This is a genomic window from Flavobacterium gawalongense, from assembly GCF_007097265.1.
In the GTDB taxonomy this organism is placed as follows: domain Bacteria; phylum Bacteroidota; class Bacteroidia; order Flavobacteriales; family Flavobacteriaceae; genus Flavobacterium; species Flavobacterium gawalongense.
Window position 1 is genome coordinate 18348 of sequence record NZ_VJZP01000003.1, and the last position, 24518, is coordinate 42865.

A 24518-nucleotide genomic window follows, 5' to 3' on the forward strand; every position below is an offset into this window, starting at 1 on the left:
AGGAAAATTTAAGATGTAATTTCTATTTTTTCTATAGATTTGTGTTTAATTCTTAAATTAAAACTGACATGAAAAAAATAGTTACTCTAGCGATGCTAGTAGTTTTAGGAGTCACAGCTTCTAATGCACAAGAAACATCAAAGGTTACAAAAAAAAAAGCTACAACTACTAAAGTAAGTGGCGCTGGAATGGTTTTTGTAAACGAAGTTATTGATTACGGGACTATTGCACATAATGCAGATGGAAAACGTGAGTTTGTTTTTACTAATAATGGTACCAAACCATTAATTATTACAAATGCCCAAGGTTCTTGTGGTTGCACAGTACCAACGAGCCCAAAAGAACCAATTGCACCGGGTGCAAAAGGAGTTATTGGTGTAAAATATGCTACTGATAGAGTTGGTGCATTTACAAAAACGGTAACAATTACTTCAAATGCTGAAGGACAACCTACTAAAGTACTTACAATAAAAGGAACTGTTTTAGCAGATAACGCAAAGAGCTAAATTCTAAATTAATTATAACAAAAAAGCTTCCCTAATTTCGGAAGCTTTTTTTATTAAAACAAACCTAAAAATATATGAGAAAACTGGAAAACAGCGAACTCGAAAGAAAATCCATTGAAGCTTTTAAAGAATCCGAAAAAACACCCCTCATTTTGGTGTTAGATGATATTCGTAGTTTGCATAATATTGGTTCCGTATTTAGAACTGCCGATGCTTTTTTAATAGAAAAAATATATCTGTGCGGTATCACTGCAACACCTCCAAACAAAGAAATTCATAAAACAGCACTTGGCGCAACTGAAACCGTAGCTTGGGAACATAATAACAGCGTTCTTGAAGTTATTGAAAAATTAAAAAAAGAAAATATTACCACACTTGCAATCGAACAAGTAGAAAGCGCTGTTTTTCTTCAAAATTTTGAAGTTGAAAAGGAGAAAAAATATGCTTTAGTTTTTGGAAATGAAGTATACGGCGTTTCTCAAGAAGCAGTTGCACTATGCGATGGCTGTATTGAAATCCCACAATTAGGAACCAAACATTCTTTAAATATCTCAGTAAGTGCAGGCATTGTAGTCTGGGATTTGTTTCAAAAATTAAACTGGCCAAAATAATTTTTTTTTAAAATAAGAATAGCAATACTTTTATCGCATGAGAATTTATCATTTTTTGAAAATAACTTTAGCTTTTTTATTTATTTCGAATGTGACTTACGCAACAATTCTATTTTATCCTATAAAAAAAGACACCATAACAGCACCTAATCAAGTTATTTATTTATTGTTTCATTCGGAAACTAAAAACAAGTTTGCCATAGCTATTACACCGCCCGTAATTAAAGCTACTGGAAATCAAATATATTGCCCCGGTTCTTCAATAAAAATTGTAGAAAATATAACAATAGCAAACGATCCAATTGAACCTAGTACTGATGCCATTTATATTCAAATTTCTTCAGGTTATGTAAACGGACAAGACCAATTATCTTTTTCAGACGCATATAATATTACATCGAGTTGGGATTTTACAACTGGAAAGCTAAAACTATACAGCCCAACTGGAATAAAAGTAGCTTATACTGATTTTGTAAATGCCATAAAAGAAGTTGAATTTAGTAATTCATCAGCTTCTCCTTCAGGCATTCGAAATTTCTCAATCACAATAGGACAAGCAAATTATTTACCTAGAAACAAACATTTTTACGAATATATTTATAACCCAGGAATCAGTTGGACAGAAGCAAAATTAGCTACGGAAACAAAGATTTATTATGGGTTAAAAGGTTATTTAGCCACTCTGACAGCGGCTGATGAAGCCCAATTGGCAGGAGCTCAGGCGGCTGGAAACGGCTGGATTGGAGGCAGTGATACCGAAACAGAAGGCGTCTGGAAATGGGCTACAGGGCCGGAGACAGGAATGGTAATGTCTTATACAAATTGGAATGCTGGTGAACCAAACAACAGTAATGGTAATGAACATTATGCACACGTTAAAGCACCTGGAGTATCTGGAATTCCAGGATCATGGAACGATCTGCAATTAAATGGAGATTCAACTGGAGATTATCAATCAAAGGGATATATTGTAGAATATGGCGGAATGGTGCCAAATGATGTTGAAAATCTTCAAATTTCAGCTAGTACAACTATAATAATTCCTCAAATTACTTCTACTACACCAGCTTCAAGATGTGATTCAGGCACAGTTACGCTTCAAGCAACCGCTTCTAACGGTAGCGTAAACTGGTATGGTGCGGCAAGTGGTGGAACTTCATTAACAACTGGAAACACTTATACAACACCATTATTAACAGCCACAACAACTTATTATGTTGATGCCGGATGCACAACATCAAGAACTGCAGTTACAGCAACCATATACACAATTCCAACTATAATAGCTACCAATTCCCCCGTTTCCAGATGTGGAGCAGGAACCGTAACACTAGAAGCAATCGCTTCGACTGGAAATATAAACTGGTATTCTAGTCTAACCGGCAGCACTATCATAGGAACTGGGACAAGTCTGACTCTACCCAATGTTACTCAAAACACAACATTTTACGGAGAAGCCATAAATAACGGATGCACTAATGGTAATCGGATTTCGGTTGAAGTTAATGTTTATACTCCACCAGTTGTTATGGATCAGGAATTAACACTATGCAAATCCAGTACACTAACACTTGATGCACAAATTCCTAATATGACTTATTTATGGTCCACTGGTGAAACAACTCAAAAAATTGTCGTTTCTACGCCAGGAACCTATACTATAAATGTAACAAGCCCAGCTCCCGAAAACTGCACTAGTACAAAAAAAATCACTGTTATTGAACTCAACACCCCCGAAATAGACCGAATTGACGTCAATAAAAGTACCGTTGTCATTTATTTAAAACAAGAAGAAGTTTATTTTGAATATTCCGTTGACGGAATCAATTACCAAAGTTCAAATGTGTTTTTTAATGTGCCAAGTGGATTGCAAACTGCCTATGTAAGGGAAATAAACTATTGCGGTTACGACGCAGAAAATTTTATTGTTCTTATTATCCCTAAATTTTTCACCCCAAACAACGATACTTATAATGATTTTTGGGAAGTAAAAGGATTAATTAATTACCCTGAAGCCGAAGTGACCATATTTGACCGATATGGAAAAATGATTACCCAATTAAATGCATCAAAACTAACTTGGGACGGAACATTGAATAAAAATCTATTGCCCGCATCCGATTATTGGTATATCTTAAAAATAGACAATACCAAACCCGAAGTAAGAGGTCATTTTTCACTTAAAAGATAGTTTTGTAAATTACCTAATTTTCTGCTGAATTTCATTTAAAACATACAGATAATCTTCCTGGTTTTTTACAAAATCCCGATTAGAGACATCAATAATCAGAACATTCAGTTCCGTTTGTGATTTAATGTAATCAAGATATCCGTTATTAATTTTATCTAAATATTCTGCCGGGATTTTTTGCTCATAGCTTCTGCCCCTTTTCTTAATGTTTTGTAATAAGCGTTCTGAATTTTGGTACAAATAAATATACAAATCTGGTTTCGGCATTTCTCTGTAAATGATATCAAACAAATTTCGATACAAACGGTATTCGTCTTCAGCGAGTGTTATTTTGGCAAAAATTAAAGATTTAAAAATATGATAATCAGCCACTAAAAAATCTTTAAATAAATCAAATTGCGATAAATCATCTGATAATTGCTGGTATCTGTCGGCGAGAAATGACATTTCCAATGGAAACGCATAACGGTTTTGATCTTTATAAAATTTAGGTAAAAAAGGATTGTCTGCAAAACGTTCCAATACGGTTTTAGCATTAAAATCCTCAGCAATTTTCATAGCCAAAGTTGTCTTTCCTGCTCCAATATTCCCCTCAAAAGCAACATAATTAAATTGCTCCAAAGCAATACTTTGAAGAGGATTTTCTAAATCTTGTACAACTTCACAAACGCTTAGATCCGGAGAGGCTTCAAGCAACTCCGAAATTGTTTTTTTTAAAACAGGATGCTTCCAGTCTAAATTCAAATCTTGTATTGGCAACAAAACAAATTTTCTGTTTTGCATTAATGGATGAGGAATTTGGAGTTTTTCAGAATTAATAATTGCTGAATCGAAAGTGATTAAGTCAATGTCTATAATTCGAGATTGGTATCCTAATTCTTCTCTGCGAATACGCCCCAATCTTTTTTCAATTTTCAAAACCTGAGACAGAATTTTATTTGCCGAGCTAAAAGTGTGAATTACCAATGCGCAATTATAAAATGCACTACTGTCAAAACCCCAAGACGGCGTTTCATATAGTTTTGAAACTTTGATTACCGTTCCCACTTCTTGGTGTATCAATTGCAAGCAACGCTCGATGTTTTCCAATCGGTTTCCTTGGTTACTTCCTATCGCTAAAATAACTTGATGTTGTGATTTCATATTAAGCACAAATTAACTAAAAGAATTTTAGAATAGAAGTATCTTTGCAAAGAGTGTTGATAACTAAATTTAGATTTTACAAAATTAAATCTGTAACAATTCAACCTCTTTTTAGACTTATTAAAAAAATACAATTATGAAGTTTTTAGGAAATGTGTTGGCAACCATTATAGGTATTTTCATCTTTTTTATGTTATTCTTTTTTGGGATACTAATTATTGGAGCCATTTTTGGAGGCGAATCCGAAGGTGTAACCGTAAAGAACAATTCAGTTATCGAACTGGACTTAGAAAACATAAAAAACGACTACGCCGGTAAATACAAAGACCCTTGGATGGAGTTATTTTCCGATGGCAAAAACATAGGTCTTTCGGACATTATCAATGCAATTGAAGAAGCAAAAACTGACGATGACATCAAAGGAATCTCGATTTTGAATACCGATTCTTCACTGGGAATGGCACAAAGCAAAGCATTACGAGATGCATTAGAAAGCTTTAAAAAATCAGGAAAATTTGTAATGGCTTATGCCAATTCATATTCGCAAAAAGAATATTATTTAAACTCCGTTGCTAATCCCATTTATTTGAACCCGGTTGGAGAAATGGATTTTAAAGGATTGTCTTCAGAAATTATGTTTTTTAAAGATTTTCAGGAAAAATCTGGAGTAAAAATGGAGGTGATACGCCACGGAAAATACAAAAGTGCCGTAGAACCTTTTTTAGAAAACAAAATGAGTGATGCTAATAGAGAACAAATCTCAGCATTATTGAATGCCGTGTGGAACTCCGTTACAACCGATATTTCTAAAAGCAGAAACGTATCAATAGCAAAACTAAACGAAATTGCAAACGGGCTTCTAGCCAGAACTCCTGAGATGGCAAAAAAACAAGGATTAGTTGATATTGTGGCATACGAAGATGTGTATCATAATGCAATTAAAAACCTATTAAAAGTAGCCAAAGACGAAGATTACAATAAAGTAACTATTTTGGATTATGCCAAAAAAGTGGCTACTACTTCAAAAATTACTGATGCTAATGACAAAATTGCCATCATATATGCTCAAGGTGAAATTCATAGTGGTGAAGGTGATGTAAACGTTATTGGCGAAGGCTCTATGCGTCGTTCACTTCAGGAAGCCAGAAAAGATAAGAATGTAAAAGCAATTGTGCTTAGAATTAACAGTCCGGGCGGAAATGCTTTGACTTCAGATTTGATTTGGAGAGAAATTGAATTAACTAAAAAAGTAAAACCTGTGGTCGTTTCTATGGGTAATTATGCAGCTTCAGGCGGGTATTATATTGCATGTAACGCGAATAAAATTTTTGCGGAAAACAATACCATTACAGGTTCTATTGGTGTTTTTGGAATATTGCCTAATTTTAGTCAATTGATAAAAAAAATCGGGATAAATGTAGAGCAAGTAAAAACTCATGAAAACGCTGCAAAATATAGCCCTTTTGTTCCATTGGATCAAAAATTAAAAGCAGTTACTCTGGAAGAGGTTGAAAAAATCTACAAAACTTTTGTTACTCACGTTGCCGAAGGACGAAAAATGACATTTGCACAAGTCGATGCTATCGCACAAGGAAGAGTTTGGGCTGGTTCCGAAGCTTTAAAAATTGGGCTTGTAGATAAAATTGGCGGCTTGGATGATGCTATACATGAAGCTGCTGCTTTGGCAAAAACTAAAACATACAGTACTCAAAACTATCCTGAATACGAAAAAGATTTTAATGATGTTTTAGCCCGTCTACCATTTGCAAAATCCAAAGAAACGTTTATTAAAGAAGAAATAGGTGCAGAAAACTATAAAATCATGGAAGGAATAAAAAGATTGCAAGCGCAGACAGGAACTCAAACAATGATGCCTTTTGAAATTAATATCCATTAGAATACAATCATAATTCACTAAAAAATCCGTTTAATCAATTGATTAAACGGATTTTTTTATCCTATAAAGTTAAATTATTGTTTATAAAAAAACTCAGAAAACCACTACATTATAAAAACACTATTTTTGTAAAAAAATACAAGGCACCATTTTTGCTCCGTTTATAGAATCTAAAGAAATTAAATTATGATGAAGAAAATTTTAAAAATCATTGGAATTCTGATTATCCTACTCGCAGCATCTTTATTTGCTGTTCCCTATTTTTTTAAAGATCAAATAAAAGCCAAAATTTCAAAAGCTATCAATGAAAAAGTAGATGCCAAAGTTTCTTTTGCAGATGCTGATTTAAATTTATTCAAAAATTTCCCAAATGCGAATGTAACTTTAGACCAATTGGTCATTATAAACAAGGCTCCTTTTGAAGGAGACACGCTGGTATTGTTAGGCGAATTGAATTTAAAAATGTCTATCAAAGAACTTTTTAAAGGAAAAGAAGAAGTGATAAATATTGACGGAATAACTTCAAAAAATGGATTAATCAATATCATCTTCAATAAAGACGGAATAGGAAATTATGACATTGCTTTGAAAGATGACAAAACCAAAGACGATGGAAAAAGCAGTCCGTTGTCATTAAAAATCCAAGATTATAAAATCGAGAATTTCAAGTTCCGCTACTTTGACGAAAAATCAAAAATCAAAATGGTAATCGACAGCTTAAATCATGAAGGAACTGGAGATTTTGCAGCACAGAAATTAGATTTGGTTACTAAATCTACTGCGAAAATATCTCTCGACATGGATAAAGTCAATTATATGAAAGATATCGCTTTGACTTTAGATGCAGTTTTAGGCATTGATTTAGAAAAAAGTAAATACACTTTCAAACAAAACAAAGCGTTAATCAATCAATTGCCACTAGAATTTGATGGATTTATTCAAATGGTTGAAGCGGGTCAGGAATACGATTTAAAATTTAAAACTCCCACTTCCTCCTTCAAAAATTTCTTGGGTGTTATTCCGGCAGCTTATGCCGCCAGCTTAAATGACGTAAAAACAACCGGCGATTTTACCGTTGTAGGTTTTGCAAAAGGATTATATTCCGACACCACTGTACCAAAATTCAAAATTGAAATTGTCTCCAATAATGCTTCATTTCAATATCTTAATTTACCGAAATCGGTTCAAAATATTGTTATTGATACTAAAATAATAAATGAAACAGGAATTCTGAACGATACTTATGTCAACCTTGATAAACTTTCTTTCAAAATAGACCAGGATGTTTTCAATGCAAAAGCCAATATCAAAAATATAACACAAAATGCAATCGTCGATGCAGCTTTAAAAGGAACCATCAACTTGGCCAATCTTTCCAAAGCTTATCCTATAAAGTTAGACAAACCTTTATCAGGTATTTTAAAAGCAGATGTAACAACGAAATTCGACATGCAATCCGTTGAAAAAAATCAATATGAAAACATTAAAAACGCGGGGACAATGAGTTTATCCGGTTTCAACTATGTGGATGAAAACGGCAAAACAATGAACATTAGCAATGCCTTAGTTCAGTTTAATCCAAGTCAGGTGAATTTGAAAGAACTTAATGCGACAACTGGGAAAAGCGATATAAGTGTAACGGGAGTTTTAGAGAATTTTTACGGTTTTATATTTAGAAACCAAGAATTGAAAGGAAACTTCAACATGAATTCAAATCAATTGGCCGTAGATGATTTTATGACAACCGGGGAAGCCACTAAAACGCAAACTAAAAAAGCGGAAGCCATGAAGATTCCTGCTTTCTTAAATTGTACGCTAACCGCAAAAGCGAATACGGTATTATATGATAATTTAACACTGAAAGACGTTTCGGGAAAACTGATTGTGAAAGACGAAAAAGTGACTTTGCAAAATGTAAAAACCTATATTTTTGGTGGAACAATTGGAGTAAACGGAGCTGTTTCCACAAAAGGAAAAACGCCCATTTTCAATATGGATTTAAATTTAAATCAAGTGGATATTGCACAGTCTTTTACACAACTCGACATGTTGAAAAAAATTGCGCCAATAGCCGGAATCATTAATGGAAAATTGAATTCAACCATCAAATTAAACGGAAATCTTGATGCAACAGAACTAACTCCTGACTTGAAAACACTTACGGGAGATTTATTGGGACAACTGCTTTCAACCACTATAAACTCCAGTAATTCGACTTTGCTGACTGCATTGGGTTCCAACTTGAAGTTCATCGATGTAAGCAAAATCAATCTGAATGATTTAAAAGCAGCGGTGACTTTCAAGGACGGAAAAGTGAATGTAAAACCATTTAACATAAAATACCAAGACATTAAAGCAACAATTGGCGGTTCTCATGGTTTTGACCAAAGTATGAATTACAATATCAAATTTGATGTTCCCGCTAAATACCTTGGTTCAGAAGCGAATGCACTAATTGCAAAATTATCACCAGCTGATGCTGCAAAATTGGAAAATCTCCCTATAAATGCCCTTTTAACCGGAAACTTTACTAATCCAAAAATCACAACTGATATAAAAAGTGCTGTTAACAATCTGACTACTCAATTAGTAAAACAACAAAAAGAACGATTGGTAAAACAAGGAACTTCGGCTTTAACTGATTATATCAATAAAAATAAGAAACCAAGCGATACCACAAAAACTGCTACTCCTACAACCAAGGAAGAAACTACAACTGCAGTGAAAACAAAAGCCGCTGATTTATTAAATGGCTTGTTTAACAAAAAGAAAAAAGTGGAAGAACCTAAGACAACACCTTAAACTGTTTTCCAGACTAAGAAAGCCTAAAAGTTTCAAATCCTTTTAGGCTTTCTTTTTATACATTAATCTTAACCACATATCCTTCGGAACCTCTTATATTGAAAACCGTTCCATCATCAAAAAGCAGATATTGTCCTTTTATTCCGGTAAGTTTTCCTTGAAACTGTGGTGTTTTATCTAAACTCAAACTATTTACTTTATTTGGATATTGTAAAACGGGATAATGCATCTCGTATAAGTCATTCTTTTGCGAATAGAAATACTCCTGAACTTCTGTCGGAATTAAATTTTCTACTTTCAATCTTTCAGCAACTAAATCAATTTGTTCTATGTTGTTGGTCAACATTTTTCGCCAATTGGTTTTATCGGCATAATGATTTTTCAAAGCAACTTCGGTAATTCCGGCTAAATACCGATTCGGAACTTCCACAATAGAAATGGCTTGTGTTGCGCCTTGATCTATCCAACGAGTTGGCACTTGTGTTTTTCTGGTCACTCCCACTTTTACTTCACTAGACAAAGCTAAGTACACAATATGCGGCTGCAACTGAACCTTTTCTTCATAAACCAAATCTCTATCCTGAATTCCAAGATGAGCGGTACTTAATTCGGGTTTCATAATCCAATCTCCAACTGCCGGACTGGAATAAAAACAATCATAGCAAAATCCTTGTCGGAATATTTTTTTCTTCTTTCCGCAATTCAAACATTGATATCCGACAAAATTAATTTCGATATTTTTATTCAACAACTGATTCACATTCAAAAAACTATTCTCAAAAACCAGATAATATTGAATTGGGTTTCCAAATTCAGTTTGCATTTTTGCTAGTACACCTTCGTAAGTCATTCTATTTAAAGTTTCGGATTAACGTTTCAAGTTAAACAAATTTTGTTATTTTTGGTAAAGTTATAACTCGTAATTCATAATTCATAATTTAAAAATGCCACTAACCATAATCAATTCGTTTGCCTCATGGGTTCTGAAACAACGAATCCATCAGATTGAACTTTTCCTAAAATATCCTAATGAAGTTCAGGAAGAATTGCTTATGAATCTAATTCAGCTATCCAAAAATACTGCTTTGGGCAAGCAATATGATTATGCTTCGATAAATTCTTATGTCACCTTCGCAGAGAGAATTCCTATCTCGACTTACGAAGAATTACAACCATTGATTGAAAGAACTCGTAAAGGTGAACAGAATGTTTTTTGGGAAGCACCCATAAAATGGTTTGCTAAATCAAGCGGTACCACGAATGCCAAAAGTAAATTTATTCCGGTAAGCAACGAAGCGCTGGAAGATTGCCATTATAAAGGAAGTAAGGATTTGTTGTGTTTGTATTTAAATAACAACGAAGACTCCGAACTATTTCTTGGAAAAAGTCTACGTCTTGGCGGAAGCTCTCAAATATATGAGGATAACAATACTTTTTTTGGAGATTTATCTGCGATATTAATCGAAAACATGCCCATTTGGGCTGAATTCAGCAGTACGCCAAGCAATAAAATTTCACTAATGAGTGAATGGGAAACAAAAATTACTGCTATTATAAATGAAACAAAAAACGAAAATGTAACCAGTTTTGCAGGAGTTCCTTCGTGGATGTTAGTTTTAATGAATAAAATGCTGGAGGAAACCGGAAAAGGAAATTTATTGGAAATTTGGCCTAATTTGGAAGTGTACTTTCACGGCGGTGTAAATTTTGAACCCTATCGAGACCAATATAAAAAAATACTACCCAAAAAAGATTTTAAATTTTACGAAATATACAATGCCTCCGAAGGTTTTTTTGCTATTCAAGACCTCAATAATTCGAGCGATTTATTATTGATGCTGGATTATGGAATTTTCTATGAATTTATCCCAATGGATACTTTTGGAACACCAGATCAAAAAATAATTCGTTTAGCAGATGTGGAGCTTTTCAAAAATTATGCATTAGTGATTACTACAAATTCCGGTTTATGGCGTTATTTGATAGGAGACACGGTTCGTTTCACCTCATTGAATCCATATCGAATTCGGGTTACGGGTAGAACCAAACATCACATTAATGTTTTTGGAGAAGAATTAATGGTCGAAAATACGGATCAGGCTATTGCCAAAGCCTGTAAAATGACTCAAATGGAAGTCGTTGAATATACCGTTGCTCCTGTATTTATGAATGGAAAAGAAAAAGGCGCTCACGAATGGATGATTGAATTTAAAGACAATCCTGCTGATGTATCCCAATTTCAAAAAGCATTGGATGAATCCATACAATCCCTAAATTCTGATTACGAAGCGAAACGGTACAATAACATGACGTTAAATCCGTTAGTAATTAATGTAGCCCGAAAAAATTTGTTTTATGACTGGCTAAAAGGAAAAAATAAACTGGGTGGACAACATAAAATTCCAAGATTATCAAACCAAAGAGATTATCTGGAACAATTGAAAAGCATGCAGTTTCAAACAGTATAAAAAAACAGGAAGATGAAAAACACCTTCTACATCTTGATAACGCTAGTTTTTCTGAGTTCCTGCGGACCACACAGAATGCGTTGTGGAGCCAGAGGAATTTGTAAATCTCCCGAAAAACAAACATTGGAAAATCCTGAAAAAGTATCTACCATTAAGGTATAAAAAAAGACTGTCCGAAAAGTAATTTTAGACAGCCTCTTTTTGTATTATCATTTGCACTATTTACTCCTCATCCATCATATCAATATGCCTGTCGTGGTAGCCTAACAGGTATAAAACACCGTCGAGACCCAGGCTAGAGATTGAAGTAGCTGCATTTTCTTTGACTGTTGGTTTGGCATGAAAAGCAATTCCTAAACCGGCCAGGTTCAACATAGGTAAATCATTTGCACCATCACCCACAGCAATGGTTTGATTGATATTTATGCCTTCTTTTTCCGCAATAGCTTTTAGATATTCGGCTTTCTTTTGTCCATCAACAATTTCACCCAAATATTTACCTGTCAATTTACCGTCTTTAATCTCCAATTCATTAGCGTGAACGTAATCAATCCCTAATTCCTTTTGTAAATAATTACCAAAGTAGGTAAATCCTCCTGATAAAATAGCGGTTTTATATCCGTAATATTTTAAGGCCTTCATCAAGCGATGTGCCCCTTGTGTTATGGGCAGATTTTCAGCGACTGTTTGTAGCACATCTTCACTTAAGCCTTCTAACAAAGCCATACGTTGTTTGAAGCTTTCACTAAAATCAATTTCGCCATTCATAGCCGATTCAGTAATGGCTCTGACTTGTTCGCCTACACCCGCTAATTCAGCTAATTCATCAATTACTTCCGTTTGAATTAAGGTAGAATCCATATCAAAACACACCAAACGTCTGTTTCTTCTATACATATTGTCTTCTTGAAAAGAGATATCCACATCTAAAGTTCTGGAAATTTCCATAAAACTAGCAGTCATCGACGTTTTATCCACAATATTACCCGTTACGGATAATTGTACGCAAGAACGAGGATATTCTTCTTTTTCAACCACAGAAATTCTACCAGTTAATCTTATGATAGAATCTATATTCAAATTTTGGTCCGACATTATTTTGGTCACAGCCGCCAATTGTACAGCTGTCAATGTTTCTCCCAAAACATTGATGATGTAGCGTTGTTTGCGTTGTGCTTTTACCCAAATTTCGTAATCCGGAATAGAAATTGGACTAAAGTTAACTTTAATCCCCAATTCATAAGCTTTGAACAATAAATCTTTCAAAACAGGTGCCGAACTTGACCCTGCTTGTATTTCAAATAAAATCCCCAAAGACAGCGTATCATGGATATCGGCTTGACCAATATCTAAAATAATGGCATCATAAGTCGCTAATATGGATGTTAAACCAGCTGTTACTCCAGGTTTATCCTGACCAGAAACTTTTAACAAAATAATCTCTTTATCTTCTACTGCCATTTTTATTACTATTGATTTACAAGGGGCAAAAATCGGCAATCTATTGCTTATAAAAAAGAATATCCCGTATTTTTTCACAAAGAGAAAATGGAAGTTTGAATTTCTTATGTCATTTTTAATTCTCTAAATTAATCATTAGCTACAAAAAAAAACCTGCTCCAATAAATGAACAGGTTTAGTATTACCCTTTGTCAAAGTTTTAAACTTTGACAAAGGTATTTTTATTAAAACTTTAAGATGCAATCTCCAATCGCTTCAATAAATTTTATTCAAGGTTTTTTTTACATAATCCACGTTGATTTCTACTATTGTAGCATCAGAACTTCGCAATTCAAACATCGCATCCGTTAAGATCGCTTCGCATAAAGAATGCAATCCCAGAGCAAACTAAAATTTGTTTTAACGATAATTATTTTTCATTTTCATCAAAATTCATCATCCAATTGATTCCAAATTTATCTGCAAACATTCCAAAATAAGCGCCCCAAAAGGTTTGATTCATTGGCATAGTTACCGTTCCTCCTGCCGAAAGTCCGTTAAACAATTTGTCGGCTTCTTCTTTGCTCTTAGCATTGATTGAAAGTGAAACGTTTTGTCCAAAAGCAACTTCTCCACTTGCCGAATTACTGTCGCTTCCCATCAGGATTGATCCATCACCGATTGGCAAAGTAACATGCATAATTTTATTTCCCTCTGCTTCAGAAAGCACGGGATTCCCTTCTGCCGGTGGCATGTCTTTAAATTTTCCAATATAAGGGAACTCCCCACCAAATACAGATTGATAAAATAGAAATGCTTCTTCGCAATTTCCATTAAAAATTAAATACGGATTAATTGATGCCATAATTCTATTTTAAGATTAATATCTTATTTTTCCTCTGAAAGTTTCTTTACCAAATCTAAGCCTTTTGGCAATGTAGTTTTGAAATAATCGACATGCTTTTCTACTGAATCCATTTTAACCTCTAAAACAGTCGAACCATTATTTTCAGTCAATTGATACGTTTCCATAGCACCAGCCCATTCTTGAGTTACATCATCAACAGGCATTTCCTTAAAGTTTTTGATTTCACCCAAATGTTTAAAAGCAATATATTCATTATCCATTTTCTTGTAAATAATACTATTCATCCCGTCCCCATTTGGAGATAAAAAATGAATTTTACTGCCTTCTTTCCAATCACTTACTGCATAACTCCCTTCACAAAAAACGGATGTCCATTGTTTGTATGTTTCTTCATTCCATAAAACGTCCCAAACTTTTTCTTTTGGAGCATTTATCTCGATTTTAAATTCCAGTGTTGTCATTTTGTGTTTTTTTAGATTAACTTGCAACCTACTGTTTTGGTACTTTACTAAAATCCATATATAACATATTCCAGCGATGTCCGTCTAAGTCCGCAAAGCCACAACCGTACATCCAACCTTGAATTTCGGCTGGTTTGTCGAAAACTGTACCTCCGGCTTCTTCTACTTTCTTTGCGAATTCATCCACTTCTTCTCTACTTTCTGCATCAATAGAAATTAGAATTTCTGAGCTTGATTTAGTATCTGTAATTTTATTTTGCACAAAACCTTCAAACATCGATTCCTCAAAAAGCATGACCGCAAAATTAGTAGCTCCAACTGACAGACATGTTGATTGCGGAGTAGCGTATTGTTCATTAAAAGAAAAACCTATTTTAGCGAAAAACTCTTTTGATTTCGCCACCTCTTTTACCGGCAAATTAAGCCATATTTGCTTTGTCATAATATTATTTTTAGGGTCAAATTTTCAATTATAAATTTACAAAAATATTTAAACTTCGTTTTGATTTTATAATCAAAAAAGGACTTTGAAGAATTAACAGAAAATAATTCATAAAAAAAACCTGCTCAAATAAAATGAACAGGTTTAGTATTACCCTTTGTCAAAGTTTTAAACTTTGACAAAGGTATTATCTTAAAACTTTAAGAAGCAATCTCCAGTCGCTTCAATAAGTTTTTATTCAAGGTTTCTTTTGCATAATCCATGTCGATTTCTAAAATTTTAGTATCAGAACTTGGCAATTCATACATGGCATCAGTTAAGACTGCTTCGCATAAAGAACGCAATCCACGAGCACCTAATTTGTATTCTAAAGCTTTATCAACAATAAAATCCAATGCTTCATTTGTAATGATAAATTCAACATCGTCCATTAAAAATAATTTCTCGTATTGTTTGATTAACGCATTTTTAGGTTGAGTCAAAATCGCACGCAAAGTTTCTCTGTCTAAAGGATCCATGTGTGTCAATACTGGCAAACGACCAATAATCTCCGGAATCAATCCAAAATCTTTGATATCCTTTGGGATAATGTATTGCAACAAATTGTCTTTGTCAATATTATCTACATTTTTAGAAGTACTATAACCAACGGCTTGACGATTCAATCGTTTTGAAATAATACGTTCGATTCCATCAAAAGCACCACCGGCAATAAACAAAATGTTCTGTGTATTCACCTCAACAAATTTTTGGTCTGGGTGTTTACGCCCTCCTTTTGGTGGCACATTCACAACGGTTCCTTCCAATAATTTCAATAATGCTTGTTGCACACCTTCCCCAGAAACATCACGCGTAATAGACGGATTGTCACTTTTACGTGCAATTTTATCTATTTCGTCAATGAATACAATTCCGCGTTCGGCTTTCGCAACATCATAATCAGCAGCTTGTAAAAGACGAGTCAAAATACTTTCGACATCTTCCCCAACATAACCTGCTTCTGTTAAAACTGTCGCATCAACAATAGCTAAAGGCACATCCAACATTTTTGCAATGGTTTTAGCAACCAATGTTTTTCCTGTTCCTGTTTGTCCCACCATGATGATGTTACTTTTTTCAATCTCAACCTCATCGTCCAGTTGCTGTTGCATCAAACGTTTGTAGTGATTGTAAACTGCAACCGACATTACTTTTTTAGTTTGGTCCTGTCCAATTACATATTGATCCAAGAACGCTCTGATTTCTTTTGGTTTCTTCAAAATCAAATCTCCAACCAGTTTTGAACTTCCGCTAGATTTCAATTCTTCTAAAACAATTCCATGCGCCTGTTCGATACATTTATCACAAATATGTGCATTGATACCAGCAATCAACAAATTGGTTTCTGGCTTCTTTCTTCCACAAAACGAACACTCTAATACTACTTTTGCCATCTTCTTCAGTTAGCAGTGGTCAGTGGTCAGTAGTCAGTGGCAGCGGTCAGTCATCGTAGTTCGGCAATCAGCATTATAATAAAAAACTGAAAACTGAAAACTATCTAACTGAAACTGATTACTGAATACTGAACACTGAACACTAAATTTATCCTCTTACTAAAACTTCATCAATCATTCCGTATACCTTTGCTTCTTCGGCAATCATCCAGTAATCACGCTCACTATCAGCATGAACTTTCTCGAATGTTTGTCCTGAATGATGAGAAATGATTTTATACAACTCATCTTTTAGTTTCAACATTTCGCGAAGGTTGATTTCCATATCGGTAGCAACTCCTTGTGCACCACCCGATGGTTGGTGAATCATTACTCTTGAATGCGGCAAAGCCGAACGTTTTCCTGCAGTTCCTGCACATAATAAAACGGCACCCATTGATGCTGCCATACCCGTACAAATAGTTGCTACATCTGGTTTGATGTATTGCATCGTGTCATAAATCCCCAATCCTGCGTAAACGCTTCCTCCGGGAGAATTCAAATAAATTTGAATGTCTTTTGAAGCATCAGCGCTTTCAAGAAACAACAACTGTGCTTGAACGATGTTTGCAATTTGGTCATCAATTCCTGTCCCCAAGAATATAATTCTGTCCATCATCAGCCTGGAGAAAACGTCTAATTGTGAAATATTCAACTGACGCTCCTCGATGATATATGGAGTCATGTTTTTAGGAGTCATTGCGCCTACGATTTTATCGTAATACATTGAGTTTACGCCGTGGTCCTTTGTAGCAAATTTTTTAAATTCTTTACCGTAGTTCATGTTTAAAAGTTTAAAGTTTAAAGTTTAAGGTTGCTCAACTTTGAACTTTAAACCTTAAACCAATAAAAATAAAGAGCGTCAAAAAAAAATATCCTTTTGACGCTCAAATATACTTATTTTTTTAGAAATTATTCTCCGTATGAAGCGGCAATAAATTCTTCGTAAGTTACTTCTTTAGTAGTAGGATTTGCTTTCTCTTTGAACAATTCCAATAATTTCTCCGCAACAACTTGGTCCGAAAGTCTTTTTACTTCGTCTTGGTTTGACAAAACTCTTGCAACAATTCCCTGAACTTCTTCGTCAGTAGGATTTGTTTGCCCGAATTGAGCCATTTGTTGTCTGATTGATTTTGTAGTAAATGATTTCAAATCTTCAAAAGTAATTTTGATATCACTTGAAGCCATTGCTCTACCTTCGATTAACTGAAAACGCAATCCTCTTTCAGATCTTGCATATTCTACTTCAGCTTCTTCAGGAGACAATTTTTTATCTCCAACCGTTTGCAACCATTTTTTCAAGAATTCAGATGGCAAGTCGAATTTTGTGTTTTCGATCAAGAAATCCTGAACATCAGCCAATAATTTTTGGTCTGCTTGTTGAGCAAATTGATTTTCAGCATCTTCTTTGATTTTTGCTTTCAATTCTTCCAGTGAAGCAACAGTTCCTGCTCCAAAAAGTTTATCAAACAATTCTTGGTTCAATTCAGCCAATTCAGCTGTATTGATTGCTTCGATTGTGAAATCTACATCAACTTCTAATCCGTGAACGTCATCATGATTTACTTTCATAACATCCATCAATTGATGATCGTCTTCGAATAAACCTTTAGTGTTTACAGTCACGACATCCCCTACTTTTTTACCGATAAATTTATCAGCAGTAGCTTTGTCTTTGAAAAGATCCAAAGAAATAGTGGGAGCGTTATTAATTCCTTTTTCTTCGTTTGTGAAAGTCCCGGTAATATCCGAACCTGCTTCAACCACATCTTGAGGAATTGCTTTTCCAAATTGTTTTTGGATACGTTCTACTTGACCTTCGATTAATTTATCATCAGCAGAAATTACATATTTTACAATGTCGTTTTTAGCTTCTAAATCCAATTCGAAGTTTGGCACTAAACCAATTTCATATTCAAAAACCAATTCTTCAGTATCCCAAGAAAAATCTTCGTTTACTTTAACAAGTGGCGTTCCAAGAAGGTTTAATCTTTCCGATTGTACGAAACGCTCTAAAGCTAAATCCACAACTTTCTGAACTTCTTCTTGTTTGATGGCGCGACCGTATTGTTTTTCAACAAGATCTTTAGGCACAGCCCCTTTTCTAAATCCTTTAACAGTTGCCAAAGGCATTTTTTCGTTTATTCTTTTTGCTACTTGCCCTTTGTAATCCATATGAACAACTGTCATTACAATTGTCTCAGTTACAGCGTCTGTTGCTACTCTTTTAATATCCATCTTCTTCTTTAATTTACATAATAAAATTGGACTGCAAAATTATAAAATTTTTCCAACCCAAACAAGCTTTTTAGTCCTGAACCTTCGGGATTGAATTTTAGGCGGTTATTTGAAAAAATCCCAAGCCTGAAACGGAAAATAATTTGGGCGTGTCCCTCCGTAAAAACTACGGGTCAGGCTGTACGTTCCCGCTTTTTATCGCCTGCCAAAAAAAGGCAGCCCATAAAAGAGCTCCACTGCCATCCTTCACGCGGCTCGTGGTATTCGACAATAAAAAATTACTTTGAAAATTTGTAATAATTTATTTATATATTTGAAATTAAATAATATATGGCTATTATCGCACACATACACCTAATATGGGTGACTTTGTGTAATTTCGTCACACCTATATACAAGTTGTACGTAATCTTAAAAAAAATCGTAAATGAAAAAACATCTGCTTTTAATCATAATTTTTATTTCTAATTTTATTTTTTCGCAAACACCACATTTAGAAAGAACTATAAATTTAGATATAGAGAAAGGTTTGGTTACTTGCGTTTTTAAAATTTCAAATATTGACAGAAATAATTCTTATTCTATATTACTAAATAGAGGTTTTAATGTGAAATATTTCAAACTTAACAATCAAGTTTTAGATGCAGGCAGAAAACCAAATTATAATTCAATAGAATATGATATTTACAAATCAAATTCAACTGAAACACATACCCTACAAAGAAAACGAAACAGATTTTTATTATAAAACCCAAATAAATTGTAACTATGATCCCTATAAAAATAAATGGATTAATAATAAGAATCATTAGCTTTTTTGTTTTATTCTTTTTGATTTCTTGTGTAGCTAGCAAAAGCAAACTTGCTGAAAGAAACTACTTTAACAAGAATTATTTTTACAATGACTCCCTCAAGGTTGCCATAGATTTTGAAGATGATTTAGAGTTTTCGGACGTTTCTTTTTTGAAAACTAAAGAATACAAACAGTTTTTGAATCTTCATAAACAATTAGTATTTAAAGATTTGTTTTTAGCCGTAAAATCGATTAAAAATGAATATGAATTATCTTTGTTCACTAATAAATTAAAGGATTTTAAAGATACTTTAATAAGTCAAAAAATAGTATTTAAAGATAGCATAAACAATACAATAATTTTTGAAAAACAAAAAGGTTTAAATAAAATTATTGGTTTTTTGAAAAATAAATCAAAAAATAATATTTCAGACTTTTCATTGCAATTAGCCTCAAAAATCAATATGGATTCTGTGGAGAAATGGCAGTTTTCTTCTAAATCAATTTTTGAAAATTATTTTGAAAATACACATCCAAATGACCTACTGGCTCGTAAAAAATTTGACAAACAACCTTTTAAAAATTATAGAAAGGATGAATGGAGATTTGATATTGTAGCGGCTGTTAACTCATTTATTTCAAACAATATAAAATACGATTCAATAATAAAAATATACGAAAAAGTAATTAAAGAGAAATACAATCCATTTATTTCGAATATAGCCGGTAAAGTAACTACTTATAAAAATAATTCGGTTTTTGATAAAATAGCCGAAATTGCTAAAAATAATCAAGTAATAATGCTCAATGAAAATCATTTTTACCCAAACAATCGCATTTTTTCCATGCAGATGCTTAGTGTTTTAAAACAAAATGGTTTTACACATATTTCATTAGAAGCCTTTGACCCACCAGTAGATAGCAAAATGCAATATTCGCCAAAATATGAAGACGGACAATACACCAGCGAGCCTTATTATGCCCATTTTTTAAGAAAAGCCAAAGAACTTGGCCTTGTAATACAAGGTCATGAAAGTTATGGCGGATGTGAAGGTAGAGATAGTAGAGAAATTGGTCAAGCAAAAAACATATATAAAATTTTGAAAGAAAAACCAGCTGCAAAAATTTTTGTTTATGTTGGTTTTGGGCATATAGAAAAAGACACTGTAATTGGTGATAAAAGAAAGAAAATGGCTTTTTATTTTAAAAAGTTATCAGGCATTAACCCTATAACAATCAACCAAACGCTATTACATACTGATAACAAAGAAGATTTATTATTGATAGCTCGCACTATCATAAATGATAGTATTAAGAATGAATCGTCGGCGGATTATTTTTTGGTCAATAATATAAAACCAAATTTAAAACTTATATATCCTAATGCAGTTTTTGTAAAAAGCAAAATTCAGAGTAAAAAATTTAAAAACTACAGAAAGAAAGAGGTATTGGTAGAAATCATAAATTTTGTAGAGTATCATTTATTAAATAAATCGGCAGTACCTATTTCGAGTTTTTTAGCAACTCCAAAAAACAAAGAAATCGATTTTGAATTGCCTATTGGTAAATACCATGTTTATGTAAAAACAACTGATAATACTATTATTTATGATGATAATTTAATTGTAAATTAACTTCTATTATTTACCATCTATATTCCCCCGCTAGCGCGAGCGTCCCGCTCGTGCCCACAAACAAGAGCAGGAAAACAAAAGCTAAATCTTAAAAAAGTCAAATTTTTTCTGCTTATAAAGAAAGATTTAGAAGGAATTTAATTAGTTTTTCAGCTTATAATTGGAGTGGTTTGAGTACTTAAACATAAGCAAATCTATGAGCACAAAATATAAATTTGGAGAAAGTACAGGAGCTTATTTTGTAAGTTTTGCCACAGTAAATTGGATAGATGTATTTACAAGGGATGCGTATTTTGGGAATATCATTGAATCATTGGACTTTTGCAGAAAAAATAAAGCGATGGAAATTTATGGGTATTGCATTATGCCAAGCCATGTTCATTTAATATTTCGCTCAGGAAATGGCGATCCATCAGGATTGATGCGAGATTTCAAAGGATTCACATCAAAAAAAATGCTTCAAACAATCGAAGAAAATGCTCAAGAAAGCCGACGAGAATGGATGCTTTGGATGATGGAACGAGCAGGAAAAAAGAACAGTAATGTAACGTATAGACAGTTTTGGCAACAGGATAATCATCCAATAGAAATTTGGTCGTTGAAGGTTTTTGAACAAAAACTTAATTATATACATCACAATCCCGTCGAATCTGGTTTTGTAACTGACCCAATAGATTGGAAATATAGTAGTGCCAGAAATTATGGAAATAATGATCAAACGATTTTAGAGATAGATTTGAATTGATTTTGATAGTGGGCACGAGCGGGACGCTCGCGCTAGCGGAGGATCGTGCTCCAAACCTCGATCTGTCACTTGAGCTTCTTGCAATTTAATTCCACCTAATGATTTTACAGGATAAATCCAGATTTCTGAAAGTTGTAACATAGCACTATATTTTTCCCAAAATTATAAAAACAAAGTATTCTGTTTTTAATAATTCAAACTCAACCCAAAACCCATTCCCATATCGCTATCATAGTGCGTTCTGATACCAAAGTTTCTTTTGATAATATATTTTAAACTAGCCATATATTCTTTATCCGTATTCCACATTAAATCCATACGTAGTCGTTTAGAAACAGGAATGTCTTTTCGTTCGAATTGCAATCTGAAATTTCCGTCTGTAAATACTTCTGCTTGAGCTTTGATAAGCATTGGCAAGGTATATTCGACTCCGGCACTAAAAACTGCTCGATTGTCTTTGGTGTTTGTTTGACCAAATAGATTTCTTTCCTGTTCGTCTATCCCCATTTTTCTGTAACGCCAATCAAAACCTACAAAAGGCATTATCCATTGCATTTTGTCGATGTATCGCCCTACATGGGTTTCGGTTTCATAACCGTGGTGTTCTTTGTAACCTAAACGCCATTCGGTACCAATACTCCAACGTGTGCTTCCTAACATCACCTCACCATCGTTTCCGTTTGTGGCAAAATCATTTTCAGCCATAAAATGAAACTCTCTATCGTCAGCAAATAATTTTCGTTGTGCCAATTTTGGATTTGGAATTTCGGGATTTGGTGCTTGATTTTCGTAACTAAAAACCCTACCCATTCCACTCATCATATGATACAAAATATGGCAATGAAAAAACCAATCACCACTTGCATTTGCATTAAATTCTAATGTATCTGTTTCCATTGGCATAATGTCAACAATATTTTTTAATGGTGCATGATCGCCTTGTCCATTGAGCAACCTAAAATCGTGACCATGTAAGTGCATTGGGTGTCGCATCATAGAATTATTGTGTAAAACGATACGCACATTTTCCCCTTTTTTAATTAAGATTTTATCGGCTTCCGAAACTACTTTGTTGTCCAAACTCCAAACGTAGCGGCTCATATTTCCTGTTAGTTCAAACTTCAACTCTTTCACCGGCACGTCTTTTGGAAGATTGGTTTTTGTAGGCGATTTAAGCATCGCATAATTCAACGTAACGATATCAGAAAGTGCATTAGAGTCATACATGTTATGGTTTGCATGCGCATCATCCATTTTCATATCGGTTTTTTTAGCCTCCCCTCCTTCGGAGGGGTTGGGGGAGGATATTTCAGGATACATTACCACGTTCATATCCATTTGGTTAAGCGACATCTGCATTCCCATATCGTCCAAATCACCGTTCATTTTCATCATGCCGTTCATCATCTTCATTCCTTCAAAATATTTTAATTTTGGTAGAGGGGAGGCCAATTGCCTGATCCCATTACCCAGATACAGGGATGCCGATTTGGTACGATCCTCCGGTGTAACCAAAAATTCATAGGCCGTATTTTCGGCTGGAATGGTGACGATAACATCATAGGTTTCGGAAACGGCAATAAGTAATCGATCCACTTCAACGGGCTCTACGTCGTTTCCATCGTTTGCCACAACGGCGATTTTGCCACCGGCATAAGTAAGCCAAAAATTAGTTGACGCCCCGCCGTTTGAAATTCTTAAACGGGCTTTATCGCCTGCTTTAAATTGGGAAAGTTGGCTTTCGTTTTTTCCGTTAATTAAAAATTTATCGTAAGCCACATCGCTCACGTCCATGGCATTCATACGTTTCCATTCGTTTGTCAATTTGGTTTTAAAATGCCCGCTTCTTATGGCCTCTGCATAACTTTGGGTTGTTCCTTTTTTAATGGCAAACCAATCAGAAGCATTATGTAGCATTCGGTGTACGTTCTCAGGATTCATATCCGTCCATTCACTTAAAACTAATGGAACGGTTGGCAAATCATCAATACCTTTTCTAAAATCCTCTCCCTCCGCCCTCTCCGAAGGGGAGGGAACTTTTTTGTTCATGATAAAGGAACCATACATACCAATTTGTTCCTGCAGACCGGTATGACTATGGTACCAATGCGTTCCGTGCTGAATGATTGGGAACTTGTACAAATGCGTGGTATGGGGCTTTATGGGCATTTGCGTCAAATTGGGCACGCCATCGTATCGATTAGGTAACATTAGTCCGTGCCAATGCAAGGATGTTTCTTCGTTCAATTCATTGTGCACATAAATTTCAGCGGTATCACCTTCTGTAAATGTAAGTGTTGGCATTGGAATTTGTCCGTTTACGGCAATGGCTCTTTTAGGTTTGCCTGTAAAATTTACAATGGTGTCTCGCACATATAAATCGTATCGAACTGTTCTTGGCGGTGTGTTTTTCCCTATTCTTTTAACAGGTTCCTCTTTCACTTTGATTTTATCTACAGGAACATTTGAATGATTTTGATGCAAATCATCACTTGCAGTTTCCGTTTGAATAACGCTTGTTTTTAAAGGCACTTCTTTTTTCACAACTGCTTTTGGCGCTTGCTTTTTTGGAACGGATTTTTTTACAGGTTTTGCTTTTTCTTTAATTAAATCCATACCGCATTTGGGGCATTTTCCCGGTTTACTTGCATGAATTTCAGGATGCATTACACAGTTATAGGTTGCAGGCTGCACCTGGAAAATTTCCGATTTTTTAGAAATGCTTGTCTCATTCCTATTTTCTGCTTGTGCAAAGGAGTTTATTGCGAGTATAAATACTAATAGTACTGTTTTTTTCATTTTTATAT

Annotated in this window: 21 protein-coding genes and 1 pseudogene; 10 read left to right on the plus strand and 12 right to left on the minus strand. The window is 34.2% G+C overall.

The features are described 5' to 3' along the window. Positions 1 to 68 precede the first annotated feature (68 nt). The 3 genes from FNW38_RS02720 to FNW38_RS02730 all read left to right on the plus strand — a co-directional run bounded on the left by FNW38_RS02720 (position 69) and on the right by FNW38_RS02730 (position 3308). Entirely contained in the window at positions 69 to 506 is a 438-nt protein-coding gene (locus FNW38_RS02720) for a DUF1573 domain-containing protein (RefSeq protein WP_143386046.1), read from the plus strand. Between the two features lie 74 nt (positions 507 to 580). Beyond that, entirely contained in the window at positions 581 to 1117 is a 537-nt protein-coding gene (locus FNW38_RS02725) for an RNA methyltransferase (protein WP_143386045.1), read from the plus strand. A gap of 37 nt (positions 1118 to 1154) precedes the next feature. Continuing rightward, on the plus strand, positions 1155 to 3308 hold the full coding sequence (locus FNW38_RS02730) for an Ig-like domain-containing protein (RefSeq protein WP_143386044.1): 2154 nt from the start codon (positions 1155 to 1157) through the stop codon (positions 3306 to 3308). A gap of 9 nt (positions 3309 to 3317) precedes the next feature. On the opposite strand, the gene folK is transcribed toward FNW38_RS02730, so the two are convergent. Beyond that, the gene (gene folK, locus FNW38_RS02735; RefSeq protein ID WP_143386043.1) at positions 3318 to 4451 is read right to left on the minus strand and encodes a 2-amino-4-hydroxy-6-hydroxymethyldihydropteridine diphosphokinase; all 1134 of its coding nucleotides are present in this window, start codon (positions 4449 to 4451) and stop codon (positions 3318 to 3320) included. Between the two features lie 136 nt (positions 4452 to 4587). Between folK and sppA the strand changes: the two genes are divergently transcribed. Together sppA and FNW38_RS02745 are read left to right on the plus strand one after the other, a co-directional pair. Continuing rightward, the gene (gene sppA, locus FNW38_RS02740; RefSeq protein ID WP_143386042.1) at positions 4588 to 6348 is read left to right on the plus strand and encodes a signal peptide peptidase SppA; all 1761 of its coding nucleotides are present in this window, start codon (positions 4588 to 4590) and stop codon (positions 6346 to 6348) included. 186 nt (positions 6349 to 6534) lie between these two features. Then, positions 6535 to 9150, plus strand: coding sequence for an AsmA-like C-terminal region-containing protein (locus FNW38_RS02745; protein WP_143386041.1), 2616 nt, complete (start codon positions 6535 to 6537; stop codon positions 9148 to 9150). Positions 9151 to 9205: 55 nt separating this feature from the next. Here the strand turns inward: FNW38_RS02745 and FNW38_RS02750 are convergent, their stop codons facing one another. Next, complete coding sequence (locus FNW38_RS02750; protein WP_143386040.1) at positions 9206 to 10000, minus strand: DUF2797 domain-containing protein; 795 nt, start codon at positions 9998 to 10000, stop codon at positions 9206 to 9208. Positions 10001 to 10094: 94 nt separating this feature from the next. On the opposite strand from FNW38_RS02750, the gene FNW38_RS02755 reads away from it, so the two are divergent. Continuing rightward, complete coding sequence (locus tag FNW38_RS02755; RefSeq protein WP_143386039.1) at positions 10095 to 11618, plus strand: GH3 auxin-responsive promoter family protein; 1524 nt, start codon at positions 10095 to 10097, stop codon at positions 11616 to 11618. 12 nt (positions 11619 to 11630) lie between these two features. After that, positions 11631 to 11780, plus strand: coding sequence for a hypothetical protein (locus tag FNW38_RS17400; RefSeq protein WP_185963065.1), 150 nt, complete (start codon positions 11631 to 11633; stop codon positions 11778 to 11780). Between the two features lie 60 nt (positions 11781 to 11840). Here FNW38_RS17400 and serB read toward each other — a convergent pair whose 3' ends face one another. The 8 genes and pseudogenes from serB to FNW38_RS02790 all read right to left on the minus strand — a co-directional run bounded on the left by serB (position 11841) and on the right by FNW38_RS02790 (position 18539). Beyond that, positions 11841 to 13079, minus strand: coding sequence for a phosphoserine phosphatase SerB (gene serB, locus FNW38_RS02760; RefSeq protein WP_143386038.1), 1239 nt, complete (start codon positions 13077 to 13079; stop codon positions 11841 to 11843). Positions 13080 to 13311: 232 nt separating this feature from the next. After that, positions 13312 to 13463, minus strand: a pseudogene (locus FNW38_RS17950) (ATP-dependent Clp protease ATP-binding subunit ClpX); the annotation flags it as partial. Between the two features lie 25 nt (positions 13464 to 13488). After that, complete coding sequence (locus FNW38_RS02765) at positions 13489 to 13923, minus strand: VOC family protein (protein WP_143386037.1); 435 nt, start codon at positions 13921 to 13923, stop codon at positions 13489 to 13491. A 23-nt stretch (positions 13924 to 13946) separates the two neighbouring features. After that, a complete protein-coding gene (locus FNW38_RS02770; protein ID WP_143386036.1) occupies positions 13947 to 14387 on the minus strand; it encodes an SRPBCC family protein in 441 nt (146 codons plus the stop codon). Positions 14388 to 14415: 28 nt separating this feature from the next. Further along, positions 14416 to 14829 carry a VOC family protein gene (locus FNW38_RS02775; protein WP_143386035.1) on the minus strand — a complete coding sequence of 138 codons (414 nt, stop codon included), beginning with the start codon at positions 14827 to 14829 and terminating at the stop codon, positions 14416 to 14418. 200 nt (positions 14830 to 15029) lie between these two features. After that, on the minus strand, positions 15030 to 16262 hold the full coding sequence (gene clpX / locus FNW38_RS02780; protein ID WP_143386034.1) for an ATP-dependent Clp protease ATP-binding subunit ClpX: 1233 nt from the start codon (positions 16260 to 16262) through the stop codon (positions 15030 to 15032). A 148-nt stretch (positions 16263 to 16410) separates the two neighbouring features. Beyond that, entirely contained in the window at positions 16411 to 17085 is a 675-nt protein-coding gene (gene clpP / locus FNW38_RS02785) for an ATP-dependent Clp endopeptidase proteolytic subunit ClpP (RefSeq protein WP_143386033.1), read from the minus strand. 128 nt (positions 17086 to 17213) lie between these two features. Continuing rightward, positions 17214 to 18539 carry a trigger factor gene (locus tag FNW38_RS02790; RefSeq protein WP_143386032.1) on the minus strand — a complete coding sequence of 442 codons (1326 nt, stop codon included), beginning with the start codon at positions 18537 to 18539 and terminating at the stop codon, positions 17214 to 17216. Between the two features lie 427 nt (positions 18540 to 18966). On the opposite strand from FNW38_RS02790, the gene FNW38_RS02795 reads away from it, so the two are divergent. The 3 genes from FNW38_RS02795 to FNW38_RS02805 all read left to right on the plus strand — a co-directional run bounded on the left by FNW38_RS02795 (position 18967) and on the right by FNW38_RS02805 (position 21711). Beyond that, positions 18967 to 19287: a hypothetical protein gene (locus tag FNW38_RS02795; RefSeq protein WP_143386031.1), complete on the plus strand. Its 321-nt coding sequence runs from the start codon at positions 18967 to 18969 to the stop codon at positions 19285 to 19287. A gap of 20 nt (positions 19288 to 19307) precedes the next feature. Further along, the gene (locus FNW38_RS02800; RefSeq protein WP_143386030.1) at positions 19308 to 20966 is read left to right on the plus strand and encodes a hypothetical protein; all 1659 of its coding nucleotides are present in this window, start codon (positions 19308 to 19310) and stop codon (positions 20964 to 20966) included. 196 nt (positions 20967 to 21162) lie between these two features. Beyond that, the gene (locus FNW38_RS02805) at positions 21163 to 21711 is read left to right on the plus strand and encodes an REP-associated tyrosine transposase (RefSeq protein ID WP_143386029.1); all 549 of its coding nucleotides are present in this window, start codon (positions 21163 to 21165) and stop codon (positions 21709 to 21711) included. Here FNW38_RS02805 and FNW38_RS17955 read toward each other — a convergent pair. Next, a complete protein-coding gene (locus FNW38_RS17955; RefSeq protein WP_143386028.1) occupies positions 21691 to 21852 on the minus strand; it encodes an MOSC N-terminal beta barrel domain-containing protein in 162 nt (53 codons plus the stop codon). The genes FNW38_RS02805 and FNW38_RS17955 overlap by 21 nt on opposite strands. Positions 21853 to 21897: 45 nt before the next feature. Then, on the minus strand, positions 21898 to 24510 hold the full coding sequence (locus FNW38_RS02815; RefSeq protein ID WP_143386027.1) for a multicopper oxidase domain-containing protein: 2613 nt from the start codon (positions 24508 to 24510) through the stop codon (positions 21898 to 21900). Between the last annotated feature and the right edge of the window lie 8 nt (positions 24511 to 24518).